This window comes from Streptomyces sp. NPDC001594, assembly GCF_042893675.1.
Taxonomy (GTDB): domain Bacteria; phylum Actinomycetota; class Actinomycetes; order Streptomycetales; family Streptomycetaceae; genus Streptomyces.
Window position 1 is genome coordinate 177,699 of record NZ_JBIAVB010000004.1, and the last position, 22,585, is coordinate 200,283.

Annotated in this window: 18 protein-coding genes; 7 read left to right on the top strand and 11 right to left on the bottom strand. The window is 74.3% G+C overall.

What is annotated here, in order from left to right:
* The first annotated feature begins 218 nt into the window (after positions 1 to 218).
* On the top strand, positions 219 to 1,916 hold the full coding sequence (locus tag ACFY0O_RS09755; RefSeq protein ID WP_388944944.1) for a chitinase: 1,698 nt from the start codon (positions 219 to 221) through the stop codon (positions 1,914 to 1,916).
* A 137-nt stretch (positions 1,917 to 2,053) separates the two neighbouring features.
* Positions 2,054 to 3,391, top strand: coding sequence for a M14 family metallopeptidase (locus ACFY0O_RS09760; RefSeq protein ID WP_388944946.1), 1,338 nt, complete (start codon positions 2,054 to 2,056; stop codon positions 3,389 to 3,391).
* Between the two features lie 61 nt (positions 3,392 to 3,452).
* Here the strand turns inward: ACFY0O_RS09760 and ACFY0O_RS09765 are convergent, their stop codons facing one another.
* A complete protein-coding gene (locus ACFY0O_RS09765; protein ID WP_358894966.1) occupies positions 3,453 to 3,860 on the bottom strand; it encodes a RidA family protein in 408 nt (135 codons plus the stop codon).
* Positions 3,861 to 4,057: 197 nt separating this feature from the next.
* On the opposite strand from ACFY0O_RS09765, the gene ACFY0O_RS09770 reads away from it, so the two are divergent.
* From ACFY0O_RS09770 to ACFY0O_RS09790, 5 genes are all read left to right on the top strand, one after another.
* Positions 4,058 to 5,338 (top strand): alanine racemase, encoded by a 1,281-nt coding sequence (locus ACFY0O_RS09770; protein ID WP_388944948.1) that lies wholly within the window; start codon positions 4,058 to 4,060, stop codon positions 5,336 to 5,338.
* A gap of 14 nt (positions 5,339 to 5,352) precedes the next feature.
* On the top strand, positions 5,353 to 6,933 hold the full coding sequence (locus ACFY0O_RS09775; RefSeq protein ID WP_388944950.1) for an amidohydrolase family protein: 1,581 nt from the start codon (positions 5,353 to 5,355) through the stop codon (positions 6,931 to 6,933).
* 61 nt (positions 6,934 to 6,994) lie between these two features.
* Positions 6,995 to 8,005: a YdcF family protein gene (locus tag ACFY0O_RS09780; protein ID WP_388944953.1), complete on the top strand. Its 1,011-nt coding sequence runs from the start codon at positions 6,995 to 6,997 to the stop codon at positions 8,003 to 8,005.
* 81 nt (positions 8,006 to 8,086) lie between these two features.
* Positions 8,087 to 8,272, top strand: coding sequence for a hypothetical protein (locus ACFY0O_RS09785; protein WP_358894970.1), 186 nt, complete (start codon positions 8,087 to 8,089; stop codon positions 8,270 to 8,272).
* A 159-nt stretch (positions 8,273 to 8,431) separates the two neighbouring features.
* On the top strand, positions 8,432 to 8,884 hold the full coding sequence (locus tag ACFY0O_RS09790; RefSeq protein WP_388944955.1) for a nitroreductase/quinone reductase family protein: 453 nt from the start codon (positions 8,432 to 8,434) through the stop codon (positions 8,882 to 8,884).
* A gap of 14 nt (positions 8,885 to 8,898) precedes the next feature.
* Here ACFY0O_RS09790 and ACFY0O_RS09795 read toward each other — a convergent pair whose 3' ends face one another.
* From ACFY0O_RS09795 to ACFY0O_RS09840, 10 genes are all read right to left on the bottom strand, one after another.
* Complete coding sequence (locus ACFY0O_RS09795; protein WP_388944958.1) at positions 8,899 to 9,456, bottom strand: GNAT family N-acetyltransferase; 558 nt, start codon at positions 9,454 to 9,456, stop codon at positions 8,899 to 8,901.
* 74 nt (positions 9,457 to 9,530) lie between these two features.
* Positions 9,531 to 10,088, bottom strand: a complete 558-nt coding sequence (locus ACFY0O_RS09800; RefSeq protein ID WP_388944961.1) for a hypothetical protein — start codon at positions 10,086 to 10,088, stop codon at positions 9,531 to 9,533.
* Positions 10,089 to 10,232: 144 nt separating this feature from the next.
* Complete coding sequence (locus ACFY0O_RS09805; RefSeq protein WP_388944964.1) at positions 10,233 to 11,354, bottom strand: NAD(P)/FAD-dependent oxidoreductase; 1,122 nt, start codon at positions 11,352 to 11,354, stop codon at positions 10,233 to 10,235.
* A gap of 55 nt (positions 11,355 to 11,409) precedes the next feature.
* Positions 11,410 to 12,030 (bottom strand): NAD(P)H:quinone oxidoreductase, encoded by a 621-nt coding sequence (wrbA, locus tag ACFY0O_RS09810; RefSeq protein ID WP_388944966.1) that lies wholly within the window; start codon positions 12,028 to 12,030, stop codon positions 11,410 to 11,412.
* 71 nt (positions 12,031 to 12,101) lie between these two features.
* Positions 12,102 to 13,538 carry a multicopper oxidase family protein gene (locus tag ACFY0O_RS09815; protein WP_388944968.1) on the bottom strand — a complete coding sequence of 479 codons (1,437 nt, stop codon included), beginning with the start codon at positions 13,536 to 13,538 and terminating at the stop codon, positions 12,102 to 12,104.
* Positions 13,539 to 13,585: 47 nt separating this feature from the next.
* Positions 13,586 to 17,167, bottom strand: a complete 3,582-nt coding sequence (locus ACFY0O_RS09820) for a lyase family protein (RefSeq protein WP_388944971.1) — start codon at positions 17,165 to 17,167, stop codon at positions 13,586 to 13,588.
* On the bottom strand, positions 17,149 to 18,507 hold the full coding sequence (locus tag ACFY0O_RS09825) for an AMP-binding protein (RefSeq protein WP_388944975.1): 1,359 nt from the start codon (positions 18,505 to 18,507) through the stop codon (positions 17,149 to 17,151). The genes ACFY0O_RS09820 and ACFY0O_RS09825 overlap by 19 nt, the downstream gene beginning before the upstream one ends.
* Positions 18,504 to 19,742 (bottom strand): MFS transporter, encoded by a 1,239-nt coding sequence (locus ACFY0O_RS09830; RefSeq protein WP_388944978.1) that lies wholly within the window; start codon positions 19,740 to 19,742, stop codon positions 18,504 to 18,506. Before ACFY0O_RS09830 ends, ACFY0O_RS09825 begins: the two co-directional genes overlap by 4 nt.
* Complete coding sequence (locus ACFY0O_RS09835) at positions 19,739 to 21,385, bottom strand: class I adenylate-forming enzyme family protein (protein WP_388944981.1); 1,647 nt, start codon at positions 21,383 to 21,385, stop codon at positions 19,739 to 19,741. The genes ACFY0O_RS09830 and ACFY0O_RS09835 overlap by 4 nt, the downstream gene beginning before the upstream one ends.
* On the bottom strand, positions 21,382 to 22,578 hold the full coding sequence (locus tag ACFY0O_RS09840; protein ID WP_388944983.1) for an FAD-dependent monooxygenase: 1,197 nt from the start codon (positions 22,576 to 22,578) through the stop codon (positions 21,382 to 21,384). Before ACFY0O_RS09840 ends, ACFY0O_RS09835 begins: the two co-directional genes overlap by 4 nt.
* Positions 22,579 to 22,585 lie beyond the last annotated feature (7 nt).

Here is a 22,585-nt window from a genome sequence, read left to right on the forward strand (position 1 = left end):
GCCGGAAGCACATGTCACAGGTGACGAAAAACCCGGACAACAGGGATCCGGAGCCCGTTCGTTTCAAGCCACTTCGCAAACACTCTTGACACCGGGATTGGTCTGGACCAACTTGGCTGCGCCAGCCCTTGGCCGCGGGGAACCCCACTCCCCTCCCTCGGGACCGCTTTCGAACTCCTTTCCGTCCCACCCCTCTTCACTCCCCCCACGGAGCCCACGTGAACCGCATACGCTCCCTCGCCCTGCCGATCGCCGCCACCCTCGCCGCCGGCGGGCTCACCGCCCTGGCGGCGGGGCCGGCCCAGGCCGCCGACGTCAACGTCGCCCGCAACGGAGGCTTCGAGTCCGGCCTCTCCGACTGGACCTGCTCCGGCGGCTCGGGCGCCGTCGTCTCCTCGCCCGTCTACGCCGGCTCGGGCGCCCTGCGCGCCACCCCGGCGGGCCAGGACAACGCCCAGTGCGGCCAGACCGTCACGGTCAAGCCGAACTCCACGTACACCCTCAGCGCCCAGGTGCAGGGCTCGTACGTCTACCTCGGCGCGACCGGCACCGGCACCCAGGACGTCTCGACCTGGACCCCCGGCTCGGGCGGCGGCTGGCAGAAGCTGTCGACCACCTTCACCACCGGCCCCAGCACCACCAAGGTGACCGTCTGGACGCACGGCTGGTACGGCCAGCCCGCCTACCTCGTGGACGAGTTCAGCGTCTTCGGCCCCGACGGGGGCGGCGGAACCGACCCGGGCCCGAGCCTCCCGGGCGCCCCCTCGGCGGCCACGGTTTCCGGCCAGGGCGACAGCGCGCTCACCCTTTCGTGGAACGCGGTCAGCGGGGCGAGCGGCTATTACGTGTATCAGGACGGCGCCCGCGTCCAGACGTCGACCGGCACCTCGACGCGGATCGGCGGGCTCGCCGCGTCGACCTCGTACTCCTTCCAGGTGAGCGCGTACAACGCGGCCGGAGAGGGCCCCAAGTCCCCGCCGGTCACCGGCACCACCACCGGCGGCGGGGGCAACCCGAACCCGAACCCCTCGGTGCCCAAGCACGCCCTGACGGGGTACTGGCAGAACTTCAACAACGGCGCGACCGTCCAGAAACTCTCCGACGTCTCCGCCCAGTACGACATCGTCGCCGTCTCCTTCGCCGACGCCACGACCACGCCCGGCGCGATCACCTTCAACCTGGACTCGGCCGGACTCGGCGGCTACACCGTCGCGCAGTTCAAGGCCGACGTCGCGGCGAAGAAGGCGGCCGGCAAGTCCGTGATCCTCTCCATCGGCGGCGAGAAGGGCACGATCTCGGTCAACGACTCCGCCTCCGCGGCCAACCTGGCGAACTCCGCCTGGGCCCTGATGCAGGAGTACGGCTTCAGCGGGATCGACATCGACCTGGAGAACGGGCTCAACCCGACCTACATGACCCAGGCCCTGCGCGCCCTGGCCGCGAAGGCCGGCCCCTCGCTGGTCCTGACGATGGCTCCGCAGACCATCGACATGCAGTCCACCCAGGGCGGCTACTTCAAGACCGCCCTGGCGGTGAAGGACATCCTCACCGTCGTGAACATGCAGTACTACAACAGCGGCGCGATGAACGGCTGCGACGGCAAGGTCTACTCCCAGGGCTCGGTGGACTTCCTCACCGCGCTGGCCTGCATCCAGCTGGAGGGCGGCCTCGACCCCTCGCAGGTGGGCATCGGCGTCCCCGCCTCCCCCAACGGCGCGGGCAGCGGCTACGTCTCGCCGACGGTCGTGAACAACGCCCTGGACTGCCTGGCCCGGGGGACGAACTGCGGGTCCTTCAAGCCGTCGAAGACCTACCCGGGCCTGCGCGGGGCGATGACCTGGTCGACGAACTGGGACGCCAAGGCGGGTAGTACCTGGTCGAACGCGGTGGGTCCCAAGGTCCACGGCCTGCCGTAGGCGGTAGGTGTGTGGGGGTGGCTGATTCGGTCCGGTGCGCAGCGCCGGGTACGCCCGGGGTTATTGACCGGGACATGCCACAAGAGCACGCTGTGCGCGTCCGCACGGCTACCCCCACACTCCACCCAGGAGAACGCATGCGGCTCCACACCCGCCGGAGGGCCGCCGTCACGGCCGCCCTGCTGGCGCTCGCGCTCGGCGCACCCGCCTACGGAATGAGCGCGACGGCAGCACCGCCGCCCACCCCCTCGACGGCCACCCAGGACGAGGCGATCGTCCAGTACGAGATCAAGGGCCCGTCCACGGCCGCCGAGCGCACGGCCCTGCTGAGCAGCGGGGTCTCCATCGACGAGGTCGACGCCCGCTCGGTCGTGGTCAGCGCGACCCCGGCGCAGGCCAAGGCCCTGCGCGCCCGCGGCTACCGGCTGACCGCCCTGGCCGGCCCGCCCGACCGCTCGGAGCGCGGGGTCGCCAACCGCCCGATGGACTTCCCGTCGGCGGACTCCAAGTACCACAACTACGCCGAGGCGAGCGCGGAGATCGACCAGCGCATCGCCCAGTACCCCGGGATCATGAGCAAGCAGGTCATCGGGAAGTCGTACCAGGGCCGGGACATCGTCGCGATCAAGATCAGCGACAACGTGGGCACGGACGAGAACGAGCCCGAGGTCCTCTTCACCGCCCACCAGCACGCCCGTGAGCACCTGACCGTGGAGATGGCGCTCTACCTGCTCCAGGAGTTCGGCTCCAAGTACGGCAGCGACTCCCGGATCACCAACATGGTCAACGGCCGCGAGATCTGGGTGATCCCGGACCTCAACCCGGACGGCGGCGAGTACGACATCGCCACCGGCTCCTACCGGTCCTGGCGCAAGAACCGGCAGCCCAACTCCGGCTCCACGGCCGTGGGCACCGACCTCAACCGCAACTGGGACTACAAGTGGGGCTGCTGCGGCGGCTCCAGCAGCAGCAAGAGCTCCGAGACCTACCGCGGGCCGTCCGCCGCCTCGGCGCCCGAGGTGAAGGTGGTCTCCGACTTCGTGCGCAGCCGGATCGTCGGCGGCAAGCAGCAGATCAAGGCCGCCATCGACTTCCACACCTACAGCGAGCTCGTGCTGTGGCCCTTCGGGTGGACGTACAACGACACCGCGCCGGGCCTGACCGCGGACGACCTCGCGGTGTACAAGAAGATCGGCACGAGCATGGCCGCGAGCAACGGCTACACGCCGGAGCAGTCCAGCGACCTGTACATCACCGACGGCACGATCGACGACTGGCTGTGGGGCAACCAGAAGATCTTCGCCTACACCTTCGAGATGTACCCGTCCGACACCGGCGGGGGCGGCGGCTTCTACCCGCCCGACGAGGTCATCGACCGTGAGACGGCGCGCAACAAGGACGCGGTGCTCCAGCTGCTGGAGAACGCGGACTGCATGTACCGCTCGATCGGCAAGGAAGCCCAGTACTGCGTCTAGGCGCGGCCGACGGGCCCGGGGCGCCCCACCGCCAGGGGGGCGCCCCTCCCTCGTGCTCCGGTCAGCCGAGCACCGCGAGGGCGTCGATCTCGATGAGCAGGCCGGCCGGGAGGCCGACGTACACCGTGGTGCGGGCGGCGGGCACCTTGACGGCCTGCTCTTCGAAGTACGCGTCGTAGATCTCGTTCATCTCGGCGAAGTGCGCGGTGTCGGTCAGGTAGACGCGGATCATCATCGCGTCGTCCCAGCTCGCGCCGCCGGCCTCCAGGACGGAACGGACGTTCTCCAGCGTCTGGAGGGTCTGCTCGCGCAGCGTCGGCCCGGCGACGGCGGGCGCCTGTCCGGCGACGGCGGGCAGGTAGCCGACCTGGCCGGCGACCTGGAGGATGTCGCCCTTGCGTACCCCGTGCGAGAACTTCGCGGGGGCGGCGGGGTGGGAGTCGGGGCTGACGGCGGTCTTCTCGCTCACGGGGTCCTCTGGTGGGGTCGGTGGGATGTGCCTCCCTGATGGTGTCAGCGCCCCGGCCCCCCGGTGACCGGCGTTCGAGCGGTTCGCTAGCCCGTGCGGCCGGCGGCCGCGGCCCCCGGGCGGAACCGGCGCCGTTGACCCCTCGTCGTACCCGGTGTTACACCAACGGCACCACCCGCACCACCAGGAGGCCCCTCATGCCCAGCGACGCCGTCCGACGCCTCGCCGCCGAACCCGTCGACCACCGCTTCAAGGGCCTCCCCCCGGACGCCGAGGCAGCCGGCCTGACCGTCGGCGAGCTCGCCGCGCAGGCCAGGGACCTGTACTCCGGCGGGTTCACCACCCCCGTGCTGACCCTGGACGCCGACGCCCTCGCCCACAACCTCACCGCCCTCGGCGAGTACGCCGCCCGCCACCAGCTGGCCTTCGCCCCGCACGGCAAGACCTGCATGGCCCCCCAGCTGTTCGAGCGGCAGCTCGACCACGGCGCCTGGGGGATCACCGCCGCAGTGCCCCACCAGGCCCGCGTCTACCGGGCCTTCGGGATCCGGCGGATCTTCCTCGCCAACGAGCTCGTCGACCCCGCCGCCCTGCGCTGGGTCGCCGCCGAGCTCGCCGCCGACCCCGAGTTCCGGTTCGTCTGCTACGTGGACTCCGTGCGCGGGGTCCAGCTCATGGACCGGGCCCTCCAGGGGCAGGGCGCCCGCATCGACGTCGTCGTCGAACTCGGCGCCGGCGAAGGGGCCCGCACCGGGGCCCGGAGCGACGACGACTGCCGCGCCGTCGCCGACGCCGTCGCCGCCACGACCACCCTGCGCCTCGTCGGCATCGCCGGCTACGAGGCCGAGGTGCCCGACGCCGACCCGGACAAGGTGCACGCCTGGCTGCGGCGGCTGACCGGGCTCGCCGTGGAGTTCGACAAGGCCGGGCGGTTCGCGGACGGCGTCGAGGAGATCGTCGTCAGCGCCGGCGGCTCCGCCTGGTTCGACGCGGTCGCCGACGTGTTCGGGGAACTGCCCGCGCTGTCCCGGCCCGTGCTCAAGCTGCTGCGCTCCGGCGCGTACGTCTCCCACGACCACGGCTGGTACACCCGCCTCACCCCCTTCAACCGGGTCCCCGAGGAGGGCGGGCTGCGCCCCGCGTTCCGGCTGTGGACACAGGTCGTCTCCCGCCCCTCCCCCACCCAGGCCTTCGTCAACGCCGGCAAGCGCGACATCGCCTACGACCTCGGGCTGCCCGAGGCCGAGCTCGTGCGGGACGCGTTCACCGGCGAGGAGCGGGCCGCCACCGGGGTGCGCGTGGTGAAGCTGTCCGACCAGCACGCCTGGCTGGAGACCGGCTCCGCCGAGGACCTCCAGGTCGGGGACTGGGTGGCGCTCGGGATGTCGCACCCCTGCACCATCTTCGAGAAGTGGCCGCTGATCCCGGTGGTCGACGCCGACGGGGCGGTCCGCGAGTACGTGCGGACCTTCTTCTAGGCCCCGGCCGGGTCATGGACCTCGTCCTGCGGGGGGCCCGGGTCGCCGACGGGACCGGCGGGCCCTCCTACCTCGCCGACGTCGGCGTGCACGAGGGGCGGATCGCCGCCGTCGGGCGGCTGCCCGGCGGCGGCCGGCGCACCCTCGACGCGTCCGGGCTCGTCCTCGCGCCCGGCTTCGTCGACATGCACGCCCACAGCGACCTCGCGCTGCTCCGCGACCCGGACCACAGCGCGAAGGCCGCCCAGGGGGTGACCCTGGAGGTCCTCGGCCAGGACGGGCTGTCGTACGCGCCCGTGGACGACCGGACGCTGGAGCAGGTGCGCACGGCGATCGCCGGATGGAACGGGGCCGGGGACGACGTCGTGTTCGACTGGAGGACGGTCGGGGAGTACCTCGACCGGCTGGACGGGGCCCACGGCGGACAGGGCTGCGCGGTGAACGCCGCCTACCTCGTCCCGCAGGGGACCGTACGGGCCCACGTGCTCGGCTGGGAGGACCGGCCCGCCACGCCCGCCGAGACCGGCCGGATGCGGCGGCTGGTCGCCGAAGGCCTGGAGGACGGCGCCGTCGGGCTGTCCTCCGGGCTGACCTACACCCCCGGCATGTACGCCTCCGGGGCCGAACTCGCCGGGCTGTGCGAGGTCGTGGCCCGCTACGGCGGCTACTACTGCCCGCACCACCGCTCGTACGGGCGCGGCGCCCTCGCCGCCTACGCCGAGATGCTCGGCCTCGCCCGGGAGACCGGCTGCGCCCTGCACCTGGCGCACGCCACCATGAACTTCCCCGAGAACGAGGGCCGGGCCCCGGAGCTGCTGGCCCTGCTGGACGGGGCGCTGGCCCAGGGCGTCGACGTCAGCCTCGACAGCTACCCCTACACCCCCGGCTGCACCAGCCTCTCGGCCCTCCTGCCCGGCTGGGCGCACGAGGGCGGCCCCGGGGCGCTGCTGGCCCGGCTGGCCGACGACGCGACCGCCGAGCGGATCCGGTACGCGCTGGAGGTGGAGGGCTCCGACGGCTGCCACGGGGTGCCGGTGGACTGGTCGGCGGTCGAGGTGTCGGGGACGGCCGACCCCGCGCAGGCGCACCGGGTCGGCACCCGGCTCGACGGCTGGGCGGGGGCGCGCCGGCTGCTGCTGGGCGACCGGCTGGGCACGACCGTCCTGCAGCACGTGGGGCACGAGGGGAACGTCCGGGCGATCATGCGCCACCGGGCCCACACCGGCGGCTCGGACGGCATCCTGCACGGGGCGAAGCCGCACCCGAGGGCGTACGGCACCTTCCCCCACTACCTCGGCCGCTACGTGCGCGAGCTGGGCGTGCTCTCGCTGGAGGAGTGCGTGGCGCACCTGTCGGGCCGGCCGGCGGCGCGGCTGCGGCTGCCGGACCGGGGGCTGGTGCGCGAGGGGTACCGGGCCGACCTGGTGCTGTTCGACCCGGAGACGGTGGCGGCGGGGTCGACGTACGAGGAGCCGCGCAGGCTGCCCGCGGGGATCCCGCACGTGCTGGTCGACGGGCGGTTCGTGATGCGGGACGGGCGCCGCACGGACGTGCTGGCGGGGCGGTCCGTGCGCAGAACCCCCTTCCGGCGGTAGGGGGTTCGAGCAGGACTTTCGTCCCGTCGGCGGGCCTCGGGCGGCACATACGATGAACGGCATGGCCGCCTTCGTCCTCCCCGCCCTCCTGTTCCTCGCCCTGTGCGTCAGCGCGTACAAGGACCGCCGCCGCTTCCGCAACGCGGTGCTGTTCGGGCTGACGTTCATCACCTTCTCGGCCGCCCTGCTGTTCCAGGTGACGGCGCTGCCGGGCTGGGCGGCGCTGCCGATCGTCGCGCTCGCGTTCGCCGCGCCCACGGTGGGCACGATGGTGATGGGCGGGCTGCTGATCGCCAACGGGGTGACGATGGTCCGCAAGGAGGGCCGCAGTCCGGCCAACCTGCTGTCGCTGCTGGCGGGGCTCGGGATCTTCGGGATGATCGCGCTGCTGATCTCGGTCCCGCTGTTCCACTCCGCCGTCCTGACCGGCGTGGCGGCGACCCTGACCCTGGTCGTGGCCTACGTGGCCTTCCTCTTCCTGTGCTTCCTCGGCTATGCCTTCCTCTACGGCCGGATCAAGGTGCGCGGGGACGTGGACCACGTGGTGATGCTGGGCTCCGGGCTGATCGGCGGGGACCGGGTGCCGCCGCTGCTGGCCTCGCGGCTGCGCAAGGGGCAGGAGATCCACGCGGCCCAGCTGGCCCGGGGCTCGCGCCCGCCGGTGCTGCTGGTCTCGGGCGGCAAGGGCTCGGACGAGCGGGTCCCGGAGGCCCGGGCCATGGCGGACTGGCTGATCGCCGAGGGGGTTCCGGCGGAGCACGTCACGCTGGAGGACCGGTCGCGGACGACCGAGGAGAACATGCTGTTCTCGAAGGAGATCATGCTGGCGGACGGCCCCGGCTACCGGTGCGTGGTGGTCACCAACAACTTCCACGCGTTCCGGGCCGCGATGATGGCCCGCAAGGCGGGGGTCAACGGGCAGGTGGTGGGCTCGCCGACGGCCCGCTACTTCCTGCCGAGCGCGACCCTGCGCGAGTTCGTGGCGGTCTTCTGGGAGCACCGCCGGGTCAACCTGTCGATCTGCGGGCTGCTGATCGTGATCGGCGCGGCGGTGACGCTCGCCGCCGCCTGAGGCGGGGGCCCCGGGGCGTCGAGGTGCGTTCTTGGGGCCGGGGTCGGAGGATGGGGGCCTGGACACCGTAGGAGGTCTCCGATGGAAAGTGAAACCAACGAGCAGCCCACCCGGTCGGACCGGCTCTTCACCGGCGGTGAGCGGCCGTACGACCCCGAGGACCTGGTGATGGCGACCGGCCACGACCCGACTCCGGAGCGGGTCGAGAAGGCCCGGAAGCTGATCGCGGAGAAGGGTCCGTCCGTCATCGAGCGCTACCTGCCGTAGCCGGCGCCCGGCCGGACGGGCTGTGTGCGGGTCACGGCCCGGGGTCGCCCCCGGGTCGTGGCCCGTTCGTCCGCTCGCGCACAGGTGCGGGGCGGGGGCGGCGTATCCGGAACCGGTGAATGCTCGTTGGCGGTAGGGGGGACGCCCTACGGAGGTCTGATGAACAGCGTCACCCTTGCCGTCGACTGGGAGCACCCCACGGACCCCCGTCCGGGGCCGCGACTGGAGCACGTGCGCACGTACGTGTCGAGCGGCGGAACGGACGGCCACCTGTGGCACGGGGTCCCCACCCTGCTGCTGACCACCCTGGACCGGGCCTCCGGCCGGGCGGTGCGGACCCCGCTCGTCTACGGGCGGGACGCGGGCCGGCTGCTGGTGGTGGCCGCCGGTACGGGCGGCTCGCGGCACCCCTCCTGGTACGGCGACCTCGTCGCGCACCCGGAGGTGCGCGTCCAGGTGGGCACGGCCGCCTTCCCTGCCTGGGCGCGGACGGCGGGGCCGCAGGAGCGGGAGACGTACTGGGAGGCCATGACGGCGCTGTGGCCCCGCTTCGACGACCACCAGGCCACGGCATGGCCCCGCGAGCTGCCGCTGGTGATCATCGAGGGCTGACGGCGGTACGCCGGTCAGGCCCCGGCGGCGGCGGCGACGGCGTGGTAGGTGCGGCCCGCGACGGTGTAGTCGCCGAGCGGGGTCATGCCGAAGGCGTCGACGTGGACCCGCCAGGAGGGGGCGTTGCCGGCCTCGATGAAGGCGACCAGGGCCTCGGCGCGGCCCGCCGAGGTCTCGACGGCCGTCGTGAACAGGCCGCGGGCCACCCCGTGCCCGCGGAAGGCGGCGTCGACCACGACCGGCCCGTACAGCAGCCACGGCACCTCGTCGAGCGGGCGCCCCCGCCAGGCGAGGCCGGGCTGGGCGCGGAGCAGTCCGGTGACCGCGGCCGGCGGGTCGGCCATGTCGGCGGCGACCGACAGCGCGAGCAGTCCGGCGAGGCGGCCCTGCCCGTCGTCGGCCACCAGCAGCTCGTCGGCGGCGGCCATGTCGCGCAGGGTGGCGGTGTCGAAGGTGCCCTGGACGAAGCCCTGCGCGGTGCGCTGCTCCTCGGTCAGGGCGTCGTGGTGGTTGGCGGCGAAGATCCGGGCCAGGGCGGGCGCGTCGGCCTCGGTGGCGTATCGGTAGCGCATGGCGCCGATGCTGCCACGGCGCCGGGGGCGGGGGCCGGTGCCGAGGACCCGGATGTCACCTCCGGCGGGGCCGGTCAGCCGTTGGTGTTGAGGAAGCCGATGACGACCGCGCCCCACCAGCAGGCCTGCGAGACCAGGGCGGTCGCCCCGCCCCACAGCAGCAGCCCGCGGCCCGCCTCGCCCTCGGCGGCTTCCAGGCGGCGGCCCAGCAGGCCCGCCTGGAGGCCGTTGACGGTGAGGGCGGCGACCAGGCCGAGTTTGGTGACGGTCAGCGGGGAGTGGACGTCGGGGTGGAGCATCAGCCCACTGACCACGAGCCCGCCCAGGCCGGCCCAGATCGGCACGTGCAGGCGGGCGGTCGCGGCGACCACCTCGTCCAGGGTGCAGCGGCCGGTGGCCCACAGCAGCCCGTGGTAGTCGGCGGAGAGCACCGCGCCGAAGCCGAGGACCAGGGAGGCCAGGTGCGCGAAGAGGGCGGCGGAGTGCATGGCCGCGTCGGCCCGCACGTGCAGGGAGCACCACAGCCCCGCCGCCAGGAGCACCAGCGCGCACAGCGCGCCCGCCGCCACGGTCCACCAGGAGTCGTACAGGCGGACGGGGCGGGGGGCGAGTCTGGCGGCGGGCGAGGACATGCGGGTGGCTCCGGGGGAAACGGGGAACGGGGGCGCGACACCCTCTGCCGCGCCGAAGCAAGGTAAGGCTCACCTAAAGTCCCCGGTCCGTCAATCCGGGTCCACGGGCCGGAACCGTGAGCCCGGACACACCTCCCCCGCTACTCACGGGTAGATCAGCCGGGTGTTGATGTGCTGCTTCAGGCCCTTGGCGTCCGCGCCCGTCCGGGCCAGGGCCCGGTCCCAGCCCGTGGTGAGGACGGCTTCGGACGGACCGAGGTCCACGCAGGTCACGTAGGGGTCGGGGCGGAAGAGGGCGACCGGCTCGCCGGTGAGATCGGCGACCGCGTTGTGCCCGGCGGTGGCCCCCGAGGGGATCGCGTACTGGCAGCTCTGGGTGGCGGTGCGGCCGTCCTCCACGGCCGCGGCCGCGGTGTCCCCCGCCGCGAAGACGCCCTCCGCCTCCGGCAGGCGCAGCTGCTCGTCCACGAGCAGCCGGCCCAGCCCGTCGCGGGGGCCGGGGAGCCGGGCCGTGAGCGGGCTCGCGCCGAGACCGCCCGTCCACACCACGGTGGCCGCCTCCAGGGCGGTGCCGTCGCTCAGGCCCAGGGTGGTCCCGTCGTAGGAGACCGGGGAGCAGCCGGTGCGCCACTCGGCGCCCGCCCGGGCGAAGGCGTCGAGGATCAGCGGGCGGGCCGCGTCGCCCAGGCCCGGGGCGGGCAGCTCCTCCCGTTCGACCAGGACGATCCGCGCCCCGGGGTACGCCGCCAGCCGCTCGGGCAGGGTCCCGGCGAGCTCGACGCCCGCCAGCCCCGAGCCGACCACGACGACGGTGAACCGGCCCGGGGCGTCGGGGAGTCCGGCCAGCGACCGCAGCCACCGGTCCAGGGCGTGCGCCTCGTCGAGGGTGTCGATGTAGTGCAGGGTGCCGGCCCCCGGCAGCGCGGGCTTGCGCACCCGGCTGCCGGTGGCCAGCACGAGCCGGTCGAACGGAACCGGCTCCGCCGGGCCGGCGAGGAGCACCCGCCGCCCCGGAAGGTCGACGTCGGCGACCTCCGCCCGCAGCCGCCGCACCCCGAGCGGGGCCAGCACCCCGTCCAGGGGGACCCGCATCCGCTCGGGCGCCGCCTCGTACAGGCGCGGCCGGATGACGAGGTCCTCGCCGGGGGCGATCAGGGTGATCTCGACGTCCTCGCCGGCCCGGCCGGCCTGGCGCCGGATGCGGGCCGCCGCCTTGGCGGCCCACACGCCGGCGAATCCGCCGCCCGCGATCACGATCCGGGACATGGTGCTGCTCCTTGCTGTTCTCACGGGGACGGAACGGTGGTGCGCCTGCCGCCGGTCAGAGCGCGGCGAGGCCCTTCTTCAGCGCGGTCGCGATCTGGTGGGCCCGGCGGGCCTGGAACTCGACGGCGGCCAGGTTGTCGTCGGTGGGCGGGGTGGTGCCGGTGCCGCCCGAGACGCTGCTGGCGCCGTACGGGTTGCCGTTGGACTCGGCGAACTGCACCGGGTCGGCGTAGCCGGGCGGGACGATGATCGAACCCCAGTGGGTGAAGACGTTGTTGAGGGAGAGCAGCGTCGACTCCTGGCCGCCGTGCGTGGTGTTGGAGGAGGTGAAGGCGGAGACCACCTTGTTGACCAGCTTGCCCTGGTACCAGAGGCCGCCCGCCGTGTCGAGGAAGGCCTTGAGCTGCGCGGCCGGCAGGCCGAAGCGGACGGGGGTGCCGAAGATGACGGCGTCGGCCCACTCCAGGTCGTCCAGGGTGGCGGTGGCCACGTGCGAGGTGGCCTCCAGGTGCTCGCCCCAGGCCGGGTTGTAGGCGATGGCGTCGGCGGGGGCGGTCTCGGCTATGCGGCGCAGCCGGACCTCGGCGCCCGCCTTCTCGGCGGCCGCGGCGGCGGTCTCGGCCATCTTGTGGACGTTTCCGGTGGAGGAGTAGTAGATGACGGCGACGTTGGTCACGGGAATGCTCCTTGAATCGGTCGAATCGGTTGAATCGGTTGAATCGGCGGTGCGGTTGCGGCGCCACCAGGTCATGAGATCTCCATTTGCGCCATCATTCCCATGGCGGCGTGGTCGAAGAGATGGCAGTGGTAGAGGTATTTCCCGCGGTACGAGTCGAAGGTCGCCTGGACCTTCACGGTCTCGCCGGGCATGACCCGGACGGTGTCCTTGAGCCCGGCTTCCGCGGGGCCGACCGGCCCGCCGTTCCGCTCCAGCACCCGGAACTGGACCAGGTGCATGTGGAAGTTGTGCGGGACGAACCGGTTGACGTTGCTGACGGTCCAGATCTCCGTGCTGCCCCAGGTGATCGCCTGGTCGATCCGGGCCGGGTCGTACACCAGGTCGTTCATGTACGCGCCCGGGTTGGCCCGCCCGTCCTCGTCCATCCGCAGGGTGATCTCGCGGTGGACGGTGGCCGGCGGGAGCGGGGGGAAGGTGCGCAGCCGGTCCGGTACCGAGCTGGTGTCGGCGGCGGTGCGCGTCACGTCGAAGCGCAGCACCTTGCCGACCTGCTCGACCGGGCCGGGGCCCTCGGTGTTCTCCAGCACCAGCTGGGTGCCCACCGGGTAGCGGGAGAAGTCGATGACGACGTCGACGCGCTCGCCGGGGGAGAGGCTCAGCGTGCCGGTGCGGTAGGGGGTTTCGAGGAGTCCGCCGTCGGAGCCTATCTGGATGATCTCTCCGCCGTCGGAGAGGCGGAGGGTGAAGAAGCGTATGTTCGTGGAATTGAGTATGCGGAAACGGTATTTGCGGGCGGCGACCTGGAAATAGGGCCAGGGCTTTCCGTTCGCGAGGATGGTGTTCCGGTTCTGGAAGTCGTCCATCACGTAGAGGAGCTGTCCGGCGTCGTCGAAGCGGACGTCGCGCAGGGCGATCGGCACGTCGTACTGGCCGGAGGGCAGCGGCAGGGCGCGTTCCTCGTCGTCGCTCAGCAGGTAGAAGGCGGACAGGCCGCGGTAGACGTGCTCGGACTCCATGTGGTGGGCGTGGTCGTGGAACCACAGGGGGGCGTGGGCCTGGTCGTTGCCGTACCGGTAGAGGCGGGCGGTACCGGGGGCGATGGTGGCCATGGGGTCACCGTCGTTCTCCGGGGTGACGTGCCCGCCGTGGAGGTGGATGGAGACCGGCATGTCCAGGCGGTTCTTCTGTCTGATGACGACCGGTCTGCCGCGTCTGGCGCGGATGGTGGGGCCGGGGAAGGCGCCGTTGAAGGTGATCACCTCGGTGTCGACGCCGGGGATGATCTGCGTGTTGGCCCGGCCCACGTACATGTCGTAGGTGTCGGTGCCGTTGGCGGTGGACGCCGGCAGCAGGGTCGGCGGGACCGGCATGGCGGTCTGGAAGGGCGTCAGCACCGGGGCCGCGGCGGCGGCGGGCGTGGTGAGCAGCGGGCTGAGGGCCGCGCCGGTGAGGGCGGCGCCCCCGGTGGCGAGGGCGGCGCCGAGCAGGCGACGTCGGGTGAGCATGGGGGTCCCCCTGGTGTGCGTGCGCTCTTCGGAGCGTGGCGGTGGTGTCAGCGGTAGTGGGCGAGGGCCCGGTCCACGAGGGCCGCGGAGGCGCCCGTGTAGCCGGCCGGGTCGAGCAGTGCGCCGATCTCGGCGGGGTCCAGGACGGCGGTGACCCGGGCGCTGCCGGCGAGCAGTCCGGCGAGGTCGGTGCCCTCGTCGGCGGAGCGGCGGGAGCAGGCGGTGACGAGGCGGCGGGCCTCGGCCTTGCCGAGGGCGGGGGCGAGGGCGGCGGCGATCCGCTCGGAGGCGGTGAGGGCCCCGGTCAGGGCGAGGTTCTCCCGCATCCGTCCCGGGTGGACGGCGAGGCCTTCGAGGAGTTCGGCCGCCGTGGCCGCCGCCCCGCCGGTCAGCCGAAGGCATTCGCGCAGGGGCTGCCATTCGGCGTGCCAGACCCCCGCGGGCCGCTCGTCCTCGGCGAGCAGGCACTGGGCGAGCACGGCCGCCTGCGCGGGCACCTGGAGGGCAGCCGAGCGGATCATCGTGGCGAGCACGGGGTTGCGCTTGTGCGGCATCGCGGAGGAGGCGCCCCGCCCGGCCGGTCCGGGCTCGGCCACCTCGGCCACCTCGGTCCGGGCCAGTGAGAGCACGTCGACGGCGATCTTCCCCAGGGCGCCGCAGGCCAGGGCCAGTTCGGCGCCCAGTTCGGCGACGGGCGTGCGCACGGTGTGCCAGGGCAGCACCGGGGCGCGCAGCCCCGTCTCCTCGGCGAAGGCCTCCGCGAGGCGGACCGGGTAGTCCTCGCCGGACTCCCCCGGGGCGTCGAGCCGGGCGTACTCCAGGTACCCGGCCAGGGTTCCGGCCGCGCCGCCCAGCTGTACGGGCAGACCTGCGCGGACCCGGCGCAGCCGGGCGGCGGACACCGCGACGGCCTCCAGCCAGCCGGCCGCCTTCAGCCCGAAGGTGACGGGCACGGCGTGCAGGGCGAGGGTGCGACCGGGCATCGGGGTGTCGCGGTGCCGGCGGGCGAGCCCGGCCAGTGCGGTGCGGCACCGTTCCAGGTCGGCCAGGACGGTGTCCAGCGCGCGGGCCGCGACCAGGACGGCGGCGGTGTCCATGATGTCCTGGCTGGTCGAGCCGCGGTGCACGTAGTCGGCGGCGGCCGGGTCCTCGGCGGCGACGGCCTCCGTGAGCGCCTCCACCAGGGCCACCACCGGGTTCGCGGACTCCCGCGCCCGGACCGCGAGCAGCGCGGCGGGCAGCGGGGCCGTGCGGGCGACCCGGGCCACCGTCTCGGCGGCCGCGGCCGGCACCACCCCGAGCCGCGCCTGGGCCCGGACCAGCGCCACTTCGGCGTCGAGCAGCGCCCGCAGCCAGGCCCCGTCACCGGTGGCCGCCTCGACGGCGGTGCCGGCCCGCACGGGGCTCAGCAACCCGACGTCCCCGCCGGGCCCCGATCCCGTGGCCTCGTCCGCCGACACGGGCAGAGCCGCGGCCGCCGCCCGGCCGGAGGAGGACCCCTCCTGCGCGCCACCGGCCGGCGCCGGCCCGGCCTCGGCCGCCGTCGACCCGGACAGCCCTCGCGCGGAACCCGGTTCCGGGTGGGCGGGCCCGGATTCCGCCCGGGCGGACCCGTCCGGCACCGCCGCCGCCACGGGCTCGGATTCCGTCCGCGTGGCGGCGTCCGGCTGCTGGCCGGGGTCCTCGACGGCGAGGAGGCGGCGGGCCAGGGCGTCCGCGTCGCCTACCGTCACCGAGTCGACGCCCGGGCGGACCCCGGCGGCCGTCACCCAGTGCAGGCCCTCCGTCGGCACCCCGAAGGCGTACAGGGCCGGGTGCGGGCGGCCGTCGGCGGCGACGACCCGGTACGGGCGGCGGGTCACCGCCAGGGCGCCGGTCTCGTACTCCATGCCCTCCGGGCCGCCCGTGATCCGGTACGGCCGGCCCTGCCCGGTGTCCAGCAGCCCGCGCAGCAGCGGGTCGGCGGTGCGCCGGACGTCGCCGTCGGGCAGCCGGGCCTCGATCAGCACCCGGGCCAGGACCCGTGAGCCGGGGACGGCGGACTCGGCGGCGAAGGCGCCCGTGACCGGGTCCACGTCCATCCGTGTGCCGGGGCCCAGGACGGTGAGCACCCCGGCCTCGACGAGGGCGATCATCTCGGCGATCCGCCGTGCGGGCGGGCCGATGGAGAGGAAGGCGTTCAGCGGGGTGTACCAGCGCTCCAGGTCGTCGCGGTGCGAGCGGGCGGTGAGCCCGCCGTGGTCCACGACGAGGCGGATCTCGTTGCGCAGGTCGCGCAGGACGTCGAGGGCGGCCTTGAACGGGCCGTCCACGTTGCCCGCGCGGGCCCGGGCCAGGTCGCCGCGGAGCCGGCCGAGCAGCCAGGCGCGGTGGTCGGCGGTCCCGGCGAAGCCGCCCCCGCGGCCGCCGTCGGCGAGGCGGGACCAGTCCCAGCGGGCGCCGGCGGGGACGCCGTGCGCGTCGAGCCGGTCGCGCTCCTCGGGCCCGCCCCAGGGCAGTTCCAGCCAGGCCGCGCGGAAGGCGGTCCCGGCCTCGCGGCCTTCGCGGGCGGTGATCAGACCGGTGTAGTAGACGGTCTCGGTCTCCTTGGCGATCAGCGGCCACAGGTCCTGCCGGAAGTCCAGGCCGCCCTCCGCCGCCGACCGCTTGACGAGCGATTCCACCACCTCGGGGCGGAGTACGGCCGGGGTGTGCCGGCCGTGCGGGCCCTTCTGGTTCTCGCCGCGCGCCTGGTACGGGAGTCCGCGCCGGGAGCCCGCGTACAGCCGCGGTTCGCGGCCCGAGGGGTGGTAGACGAGCCGGTCGCCGTCCTGCGTGAAGGTGCCGCCGCGGCCGTGGGTGAAGAGGGTCATGTGGTCGAAGAAGTTCAGGCCCAGGCCGCGCAGCAGCACCGGTTCGCCCGCGGCGACGGCGCTCAGGTCGCTCTCCGCCGGGTTGCCGGGCGGGACGTAGAGCAGCCCCCGGCCGGCGGCGTGGTCGGCGAACCTCCGCTGTGCCGGGGAGGGTTCGGCGTCGACGTGGCCCTGGGCGAGGACGAGCCCGGCCAGCCGGGGCAGCTCCGTGCCGTCGGCGAGGCGGACCCAGGGCAGGCCGGTGGCGGGGTCGGTGCCGCAGGCCACGGCCGCCGAGCGGTGGGTGACGAGCTCGACCTGCGGCGGGGCCCCGGCCCGGACGCGGGCGGCGGCCCAGCGCAGGTAGGCGCCGTAGAAGGCCCGGCTGGGGTAGGAGTCGGGGTTCAGGGCGCGGGCTTCGGCGAGGAGTTCGGGCCCCGCGCCGCCGGCCTCCGCGCCGCCGGCCTCCGCCCCGGCGGCGAGGCCGCGGGCCCAGGCGTACAGGCTGGGGCCGGGCTCCACGGGGCCGTCCATCACCACGCTGCTGTCGGAGAAGACCGTCACCTGGGAGGCCACGGTGTTCATCAGCAGCAGCCGGTCCTGGCCGGTGGCCCAGACCCGGCCGGGTCCGTGTTCCGCCGGGTCGATCAGGTGGACGGTGATCCGGGCGTCCTCGGGCAGGGTCCGGGCGTTCGCGCAGAGACGTTCCAGCAGGATCAGCCCGCGCGGTCCGACGCCCACGACGGCGACCGCCGACGAGGCCCGGGCACCGGGCGCCGTCAGTCGAGATACGTCCATCCGTCCTCCCTCGCATCGGCCGCCTCGTACAGGAAGCGGGGCTTGACGAACCGGTCCTCGCGCAGCAGGGCGCCGGGCGGGATCAGCGTTCCGGGGCCGCCCACCGTGAGCTCGACGGGCAGGCCGAGGGTCTCGGCGAAGCCGGCGCGCAGCTTCGCGGCGGCCTCCTCGTGCACCTCGCGGTCCTCGTGGGCCTCGACGGTCAGCCGCAGCCGGTCGGGCTCGGCGACGGCGCGCCAGACGTGGGCCCGGTACTCGACGGGCAGCCCGTAGACGAGCGCGTCGATGTCGTGCGGGCGCACGGCCTTCCCGGTGACGCGGACGGGGGCGCCGTCGCGGCCGAGGACCTCGATGAAGGGCAGCGCCCAGCCGCAGGGGCAGTCGTTCTCGGCGCCGAGGACGACGAGGTCCCCGGTGTCGTAGCGCAGGAGCGGCATGGCCTCCCGGTACAGGGTGGTGACCAGCAGCCGGCCGCGGCCCGCGGGGGTGATGCGGTCGAGGGACGGGTCCTGGACCTCGAAGAGGAAGCGGTCGGCCCACACGTGCAGCCGTCCGTGGGGGCATTCCCCGGCGAGGCTGGTGGTCTCGGTGGACCCGTAGTCCTCGATCACCCGGGCCCCGCCCCACAGTTCGCCGATCCGGGCCCGCTTGGCGGGGCTGAGCGGCTCCCCCGCGACGACGAGGGCGCGGGGGCCGTTCCCGGCGGCCGCGGCGGCGAGGGTCCCGGCGCCGAGGGCATCGTCGGCGGCCGCCCACAGCAGGGGTTCGCTGGGCAGCGACCAGGTGACGGTGGGGCGGACGTCGCGGACCAGCCGCAGCAGCCGCCGGTAGGTCATCATCGACGTCCGGTTGTCGGCCGGGATGACGAGGGCACCGGCGGTGCGGGCCGCGTGGTGCATCTGGTGGGCGGTGGTCGCCATCGAGTACGGGGTCTTGACGAGCACCCGGTCCTCGGCGGTGAGGGCCGCCGAGGAGCGGTTGAAGCGGTCGGCGGTCTCCGCCCAGTCGTTCTCGGTGAGGTAGGAGGCGGTGGGCTCTCCGGTGGTGCCGCTGGACTCGTGGTAAGTGGCGACCTTGGCGCCGGGTACGGCGAGCATCCCGAAGGGGTAGGCGTCGCGCAGGTCGGACTTGAGGGTGGGGCGCATCCCGTCGAGGCAGGTGCGGCCCGCCGTGAGGCGTCCGGCGTAGAAGGGGCTGCGGCGGGCGCGGGCGAGGGCGCCGGGCAGGGCGGCGCGCTGGAGGCTGCGCAGCTCGGCGTGGTCGGACCAGTCGCCGAGGCGGGGCCAGGGCGCGGAGGCCGGTGGGGCGGACGGGAGGCCGTCCGCCGGTATCGCGGTCATCGCTCGCCCGCCGGCTGGAGGCCGGGCTCGCCGGCGGACGGGGCGGCGGGCGGGGCGGCGGGGACGCCGAGGCGGGGGCGGGCGACGGCCAGGAGCACGAGGAGGAACCCGATGACCTCCCCGCCGGCCGCGACCCAGCCCAGACCGCCCGGCGAGGCCCATTCGACGATGCCGCCGCCGACGGAGGCGCCGAGCGCCGAACCGATGTAGATGGCCGAGTTGTTGAGGGCGAACGTGAGGTGCATGTGCGCGGGGTCGATCTGCGCGAGCCGGGAGAACTGGGCCGGGGTGAAGGCCCAGCCGCTGACGCCCCACACGGCGATGACGGCGGCCAGGGCGACGTAGGCCGTCATCCCGTCGAGGGTCTGGGCGACGAGGGAGACGGCGGCCAGGGCGAGGGTCAGGACGACGATGGTGCGCCGGATGGTGACGGTGCCGCCGAGGCGGTCGGCGCTGCGGCCGCCGAGGATGTTGCCGAGGACGGCGGCCACTCCGAAGACCAGCATGATCAGGGTGGTGGCGAACTCCCCGTCGCCGCCGACTCCGGTGCCGTGGACCAGGGTGGCCAGGTAAGTGAAGACGATGAAGGTCGAGCCGATGACGGTGATCGACTGCAGCAGGGTCAGGCCGACGGCCGGGCGGAGCATCGGCCGGAACCGCTCGGCGATGCCGGGTCCGGGGGTGCCGGGCAGCCGGGGCAGCGCGGCGGCGGTGGACACGGCGGCGACCAGGGCGAGGGCGGCGACGAACCAGAAGGCGCCGCGCCAGTCGGACAGGGCGGAGATCAGCACGCCGATCGGGACGCCGAGGACGATGGAGACGGTGAGCCCGCCGGTGACGATGGAGATGGCCCGGCCCCGGAACTCCGGCTCCGACTGTTCGGCCGCGGCCGCGGTGGCGACGGGTCCGAAGACGCCCGCGGCGACGGCGGCGACGATGCGGGTGGCGAGCAGCACCCCGAAGGTGGGGGCGATGGCGGTGAGCACGTTGGCCAGGGCGAACAGGCCCATGCTGCCGACGAGGACGGCCCGCCGCTCGGCCTGCTGGGTCAGCGCGGACAGCAGGGGCGAGCCCAGTGCGTAGACCAGGGAGAAGACGGTGACCTGGAGGCCTGCGGCGGCCAGGGAGACGCCGAGGTCGTCGGCCATGCCGCCGAGGATGCCGGCGACGATGAAGTTGTCGGTGCCGATGGCGAAGGTGCCGATCGCGAGCGGCGCGATCCTACGCATGTTCATGAGGGTTCCCCAGGGGTGGGAGTGGTCAGGGCGTCGGCGAGCTGCCGGCGCAGTTGGCGCTTGAGGACCTTTCCGGAGGGCCCGAGCGGGACCTCGTCGGCGTCGCGGGCGACGTGGACGGCGCCCAGGGCGGGCAGGCCCGCTCCGGCGAGCGCCTTGTCGGCGGCGGCGCGCAGTTCGGCGGCGTCGGCGCCGGCCGGGTCGGCCGGGCGCAGGACGGCGACGGGGCGTTCGCTGCCGGAGCCGTCGCGGACGCCGACCACGGCGCAGTCGTCGAGTCCGGGCAGGGCGCCGAGCAGGATCTCCTCCATGAGGAGGGAGTACGCCGGGCCTTCGGGGGTGTGGATGACGTCGACGGCCCGGTCGAGGTGGAAGTACGTGCCGTCCTCGCCCTCGCGGACCACGTCCCCGGAGAGGAACCAGCCGCCGAGCCGGGAGCGGTAGTAGCGGTCCTGGTCGTTCCAGTAGCCGGGGGTGAGGGTGGGGCCCTTGACGCCGAGGAGTCCGGCCTCGCCGCGTGCGGCGGGGGTGCCGTCCTCGCGCAGTACGGCGATCCGCGCCCAGGGGTGGGGGCGGCCGATGCAGCGGTCGTGGCGGACGGTGGCGGCGGTGGTGACGTGCCCGAACTGGGCGAAGCCGAGTTCGGAGGAGCCGAGGCCGTCGATGAACTCGGCGCCGGCGCGGACCAGCGGGGCGATGTGCCGGCCGTGGGCGGAGTCGCCGGTGTTGAACCAGCGCCGCACCGAGGAGAGCACGTCGTCGTCGGGTCCGAGGGCGGCGAGTTCGGCGTAGGTCTGGGCGAAGGCGACGACGGTGTGCGGACGGTGCTCGGTGATCGCGGCGGCCACGTGGGCACCGGAGCGGTCGGCGAGCGCGATCAGGCGGGCGCCGGTGAGCAGGGCGCCGGCGGCGAAGCTGGCCCCGGCCTGGTGGGACTGGGGTACGGCGGACAGGAGCACCTCGCGTTCGGCGGGCTGCGGCAGGAGCAGCAGTTCGCGCAGGGCGGCGACGGCCCCCTCGTGGGTCCACACGACGGCCTTGGGGATGCCGGTGGTGCCGGAGGAGTGGCTGATCAGCACCGGGTCGTCGGGGGCGTGCCGGAAGCGGTCGGCGGGGTCGAGGGGGGCGGCTCCGAGGGAGGTGAGCTCGTCGGACACGGCGAGCACCCGCAAGGCCCCGAGGACGCCTGCGGCGCGCAGGGCCTCGCGGTGGGCGGCGTCGGTGACCAGCCCGGACGCGCCGGTGCGCTCGTAGAGTCCGGCGGCGATGGCGGCGGGGAGCCGGCCGTTGACCAGGACGGGGATGGCGCCGATCTGGCTGAGGGCGAGGAAGTGCAGGACGTCCTCGAAACTGTCCTTGAGGTAGACGGCGACCCGGTCGCGGGGGCCGATGCCCTGGCCGAGGTACCAGGCGGACCAGGTCCGGGCGAGGTCGTCCAGGCCGGTCAGCGTGAAGTCGTGGCGGCGCTCCCCGGCCGGGTCGAGCAGCGGGTGCTCGCTGTGCAGGAAGGGGGCGTCGGGCTCGGCGCTGGCGGCGAGGGCGTGCTCCAGCAGGCTGCCGCCGCCGAGGGCGGCCGCGCGGGCGAGTTCCTCGCGGGTCAGGGCGGGGGTGCGGGCTTCCGCGGTCGCGGTGGGCTGGGTCATCGTAGGGGCTCCGCTCTGGCGGCCTCGGCCGCGTCGTATCCGAACAGCCAGTCCTGGGCGGCCAGTTCGTGACTGCCCCCGAGGGCGGCGTCGCGGTGACGCTGGCCGTCCCCGTCCGGCAGGTGGAGGGTCTTGGCGTTGTCGCGGGAGATCTGCTGGATCCGCGCGGTGCGCGTCATCCGGACCCGCTCGTAGCGGCGCAGCCGCTCGGACAGGTCGGTGCCGCCGTGCTCCGTGAGGCACACCACCAGGGCGGCGGCGTCCTCCACGGCCTGGTTGGCGCCCTGGGCCCGGAAGGGCAGCATCGGGTGGGCGGCGTCCCCGAGGAGGGTGACCCGGCCCCGGGACCAGCCCGGTACGGGGTCGCGGTCGTGCAGGGCCCATCGGCCGACCTCCCCGGCGGCGTCGAGGACGGCGGCGACGTCCCCGTGCCAGCCGTCGTACGCGGCCCGCAGCTCCTCGACGCGGCCGGGGGTGTTCCACGACTCCTCCGCCGCCCGCTCGCCGCCGGGGGCGGTCGCGGCGAAGCTGATCCGGCTGCCGCCCGCGACGGGGTAGCAGACGAAGTGCCGGCCCGGGCCGAGCCACAGCCGTACGGCGGGTTCGGCGGCCAGGTGCGGGAGCCGTTCGGCGGGGACCAGGCCGCGGTACATGTCCTGGCCGGAGTAGCGGGGTTCGTCCTTGACGAGGAGGTCGCGGGTGGCGGAGTGGATCCCGTCGGCGCCGACGACGAGGTCGGCGCGCTGGGTGGAGCCGTCCTGGAAGCGGAGCACCGCCTCGTCGCCGTCCTGCTCGACGCCCACGCACCGAAGGCCGAGGCGCAGGGTGCCGGCGGGGAGCTTGGAGAGCAGGATCTGGTGCAGGTCCGCGCGGTGGACGGCGTAGTGCGGGGCCCCGTACATCTCCTCGCACTCCTCGCCCAGCGGGGTGCGGGCGAGGAGTCCGCCGTCGTTCCAGCGGCGCAGTTCGATCGCGCGGGGCCGTACGGCGACCGCGCGCAGACAGCTCTCGACGCCGAGGCGGTGCAGCAGCCGGGCGGCGTTGGGGGCGACCTGGAGGCCGGCCCCGATCTCGCGGAGGTGGCGGGTCTGTTCGTACACGTCGCAGGACAGGCCCGCGCGGGCGAGCCCCAGCGCGAGGGCCAGACCTCCGATCCCCGCCCCCACGACAGCGATGCGTGGCTGCTGTTCCATAGTCATC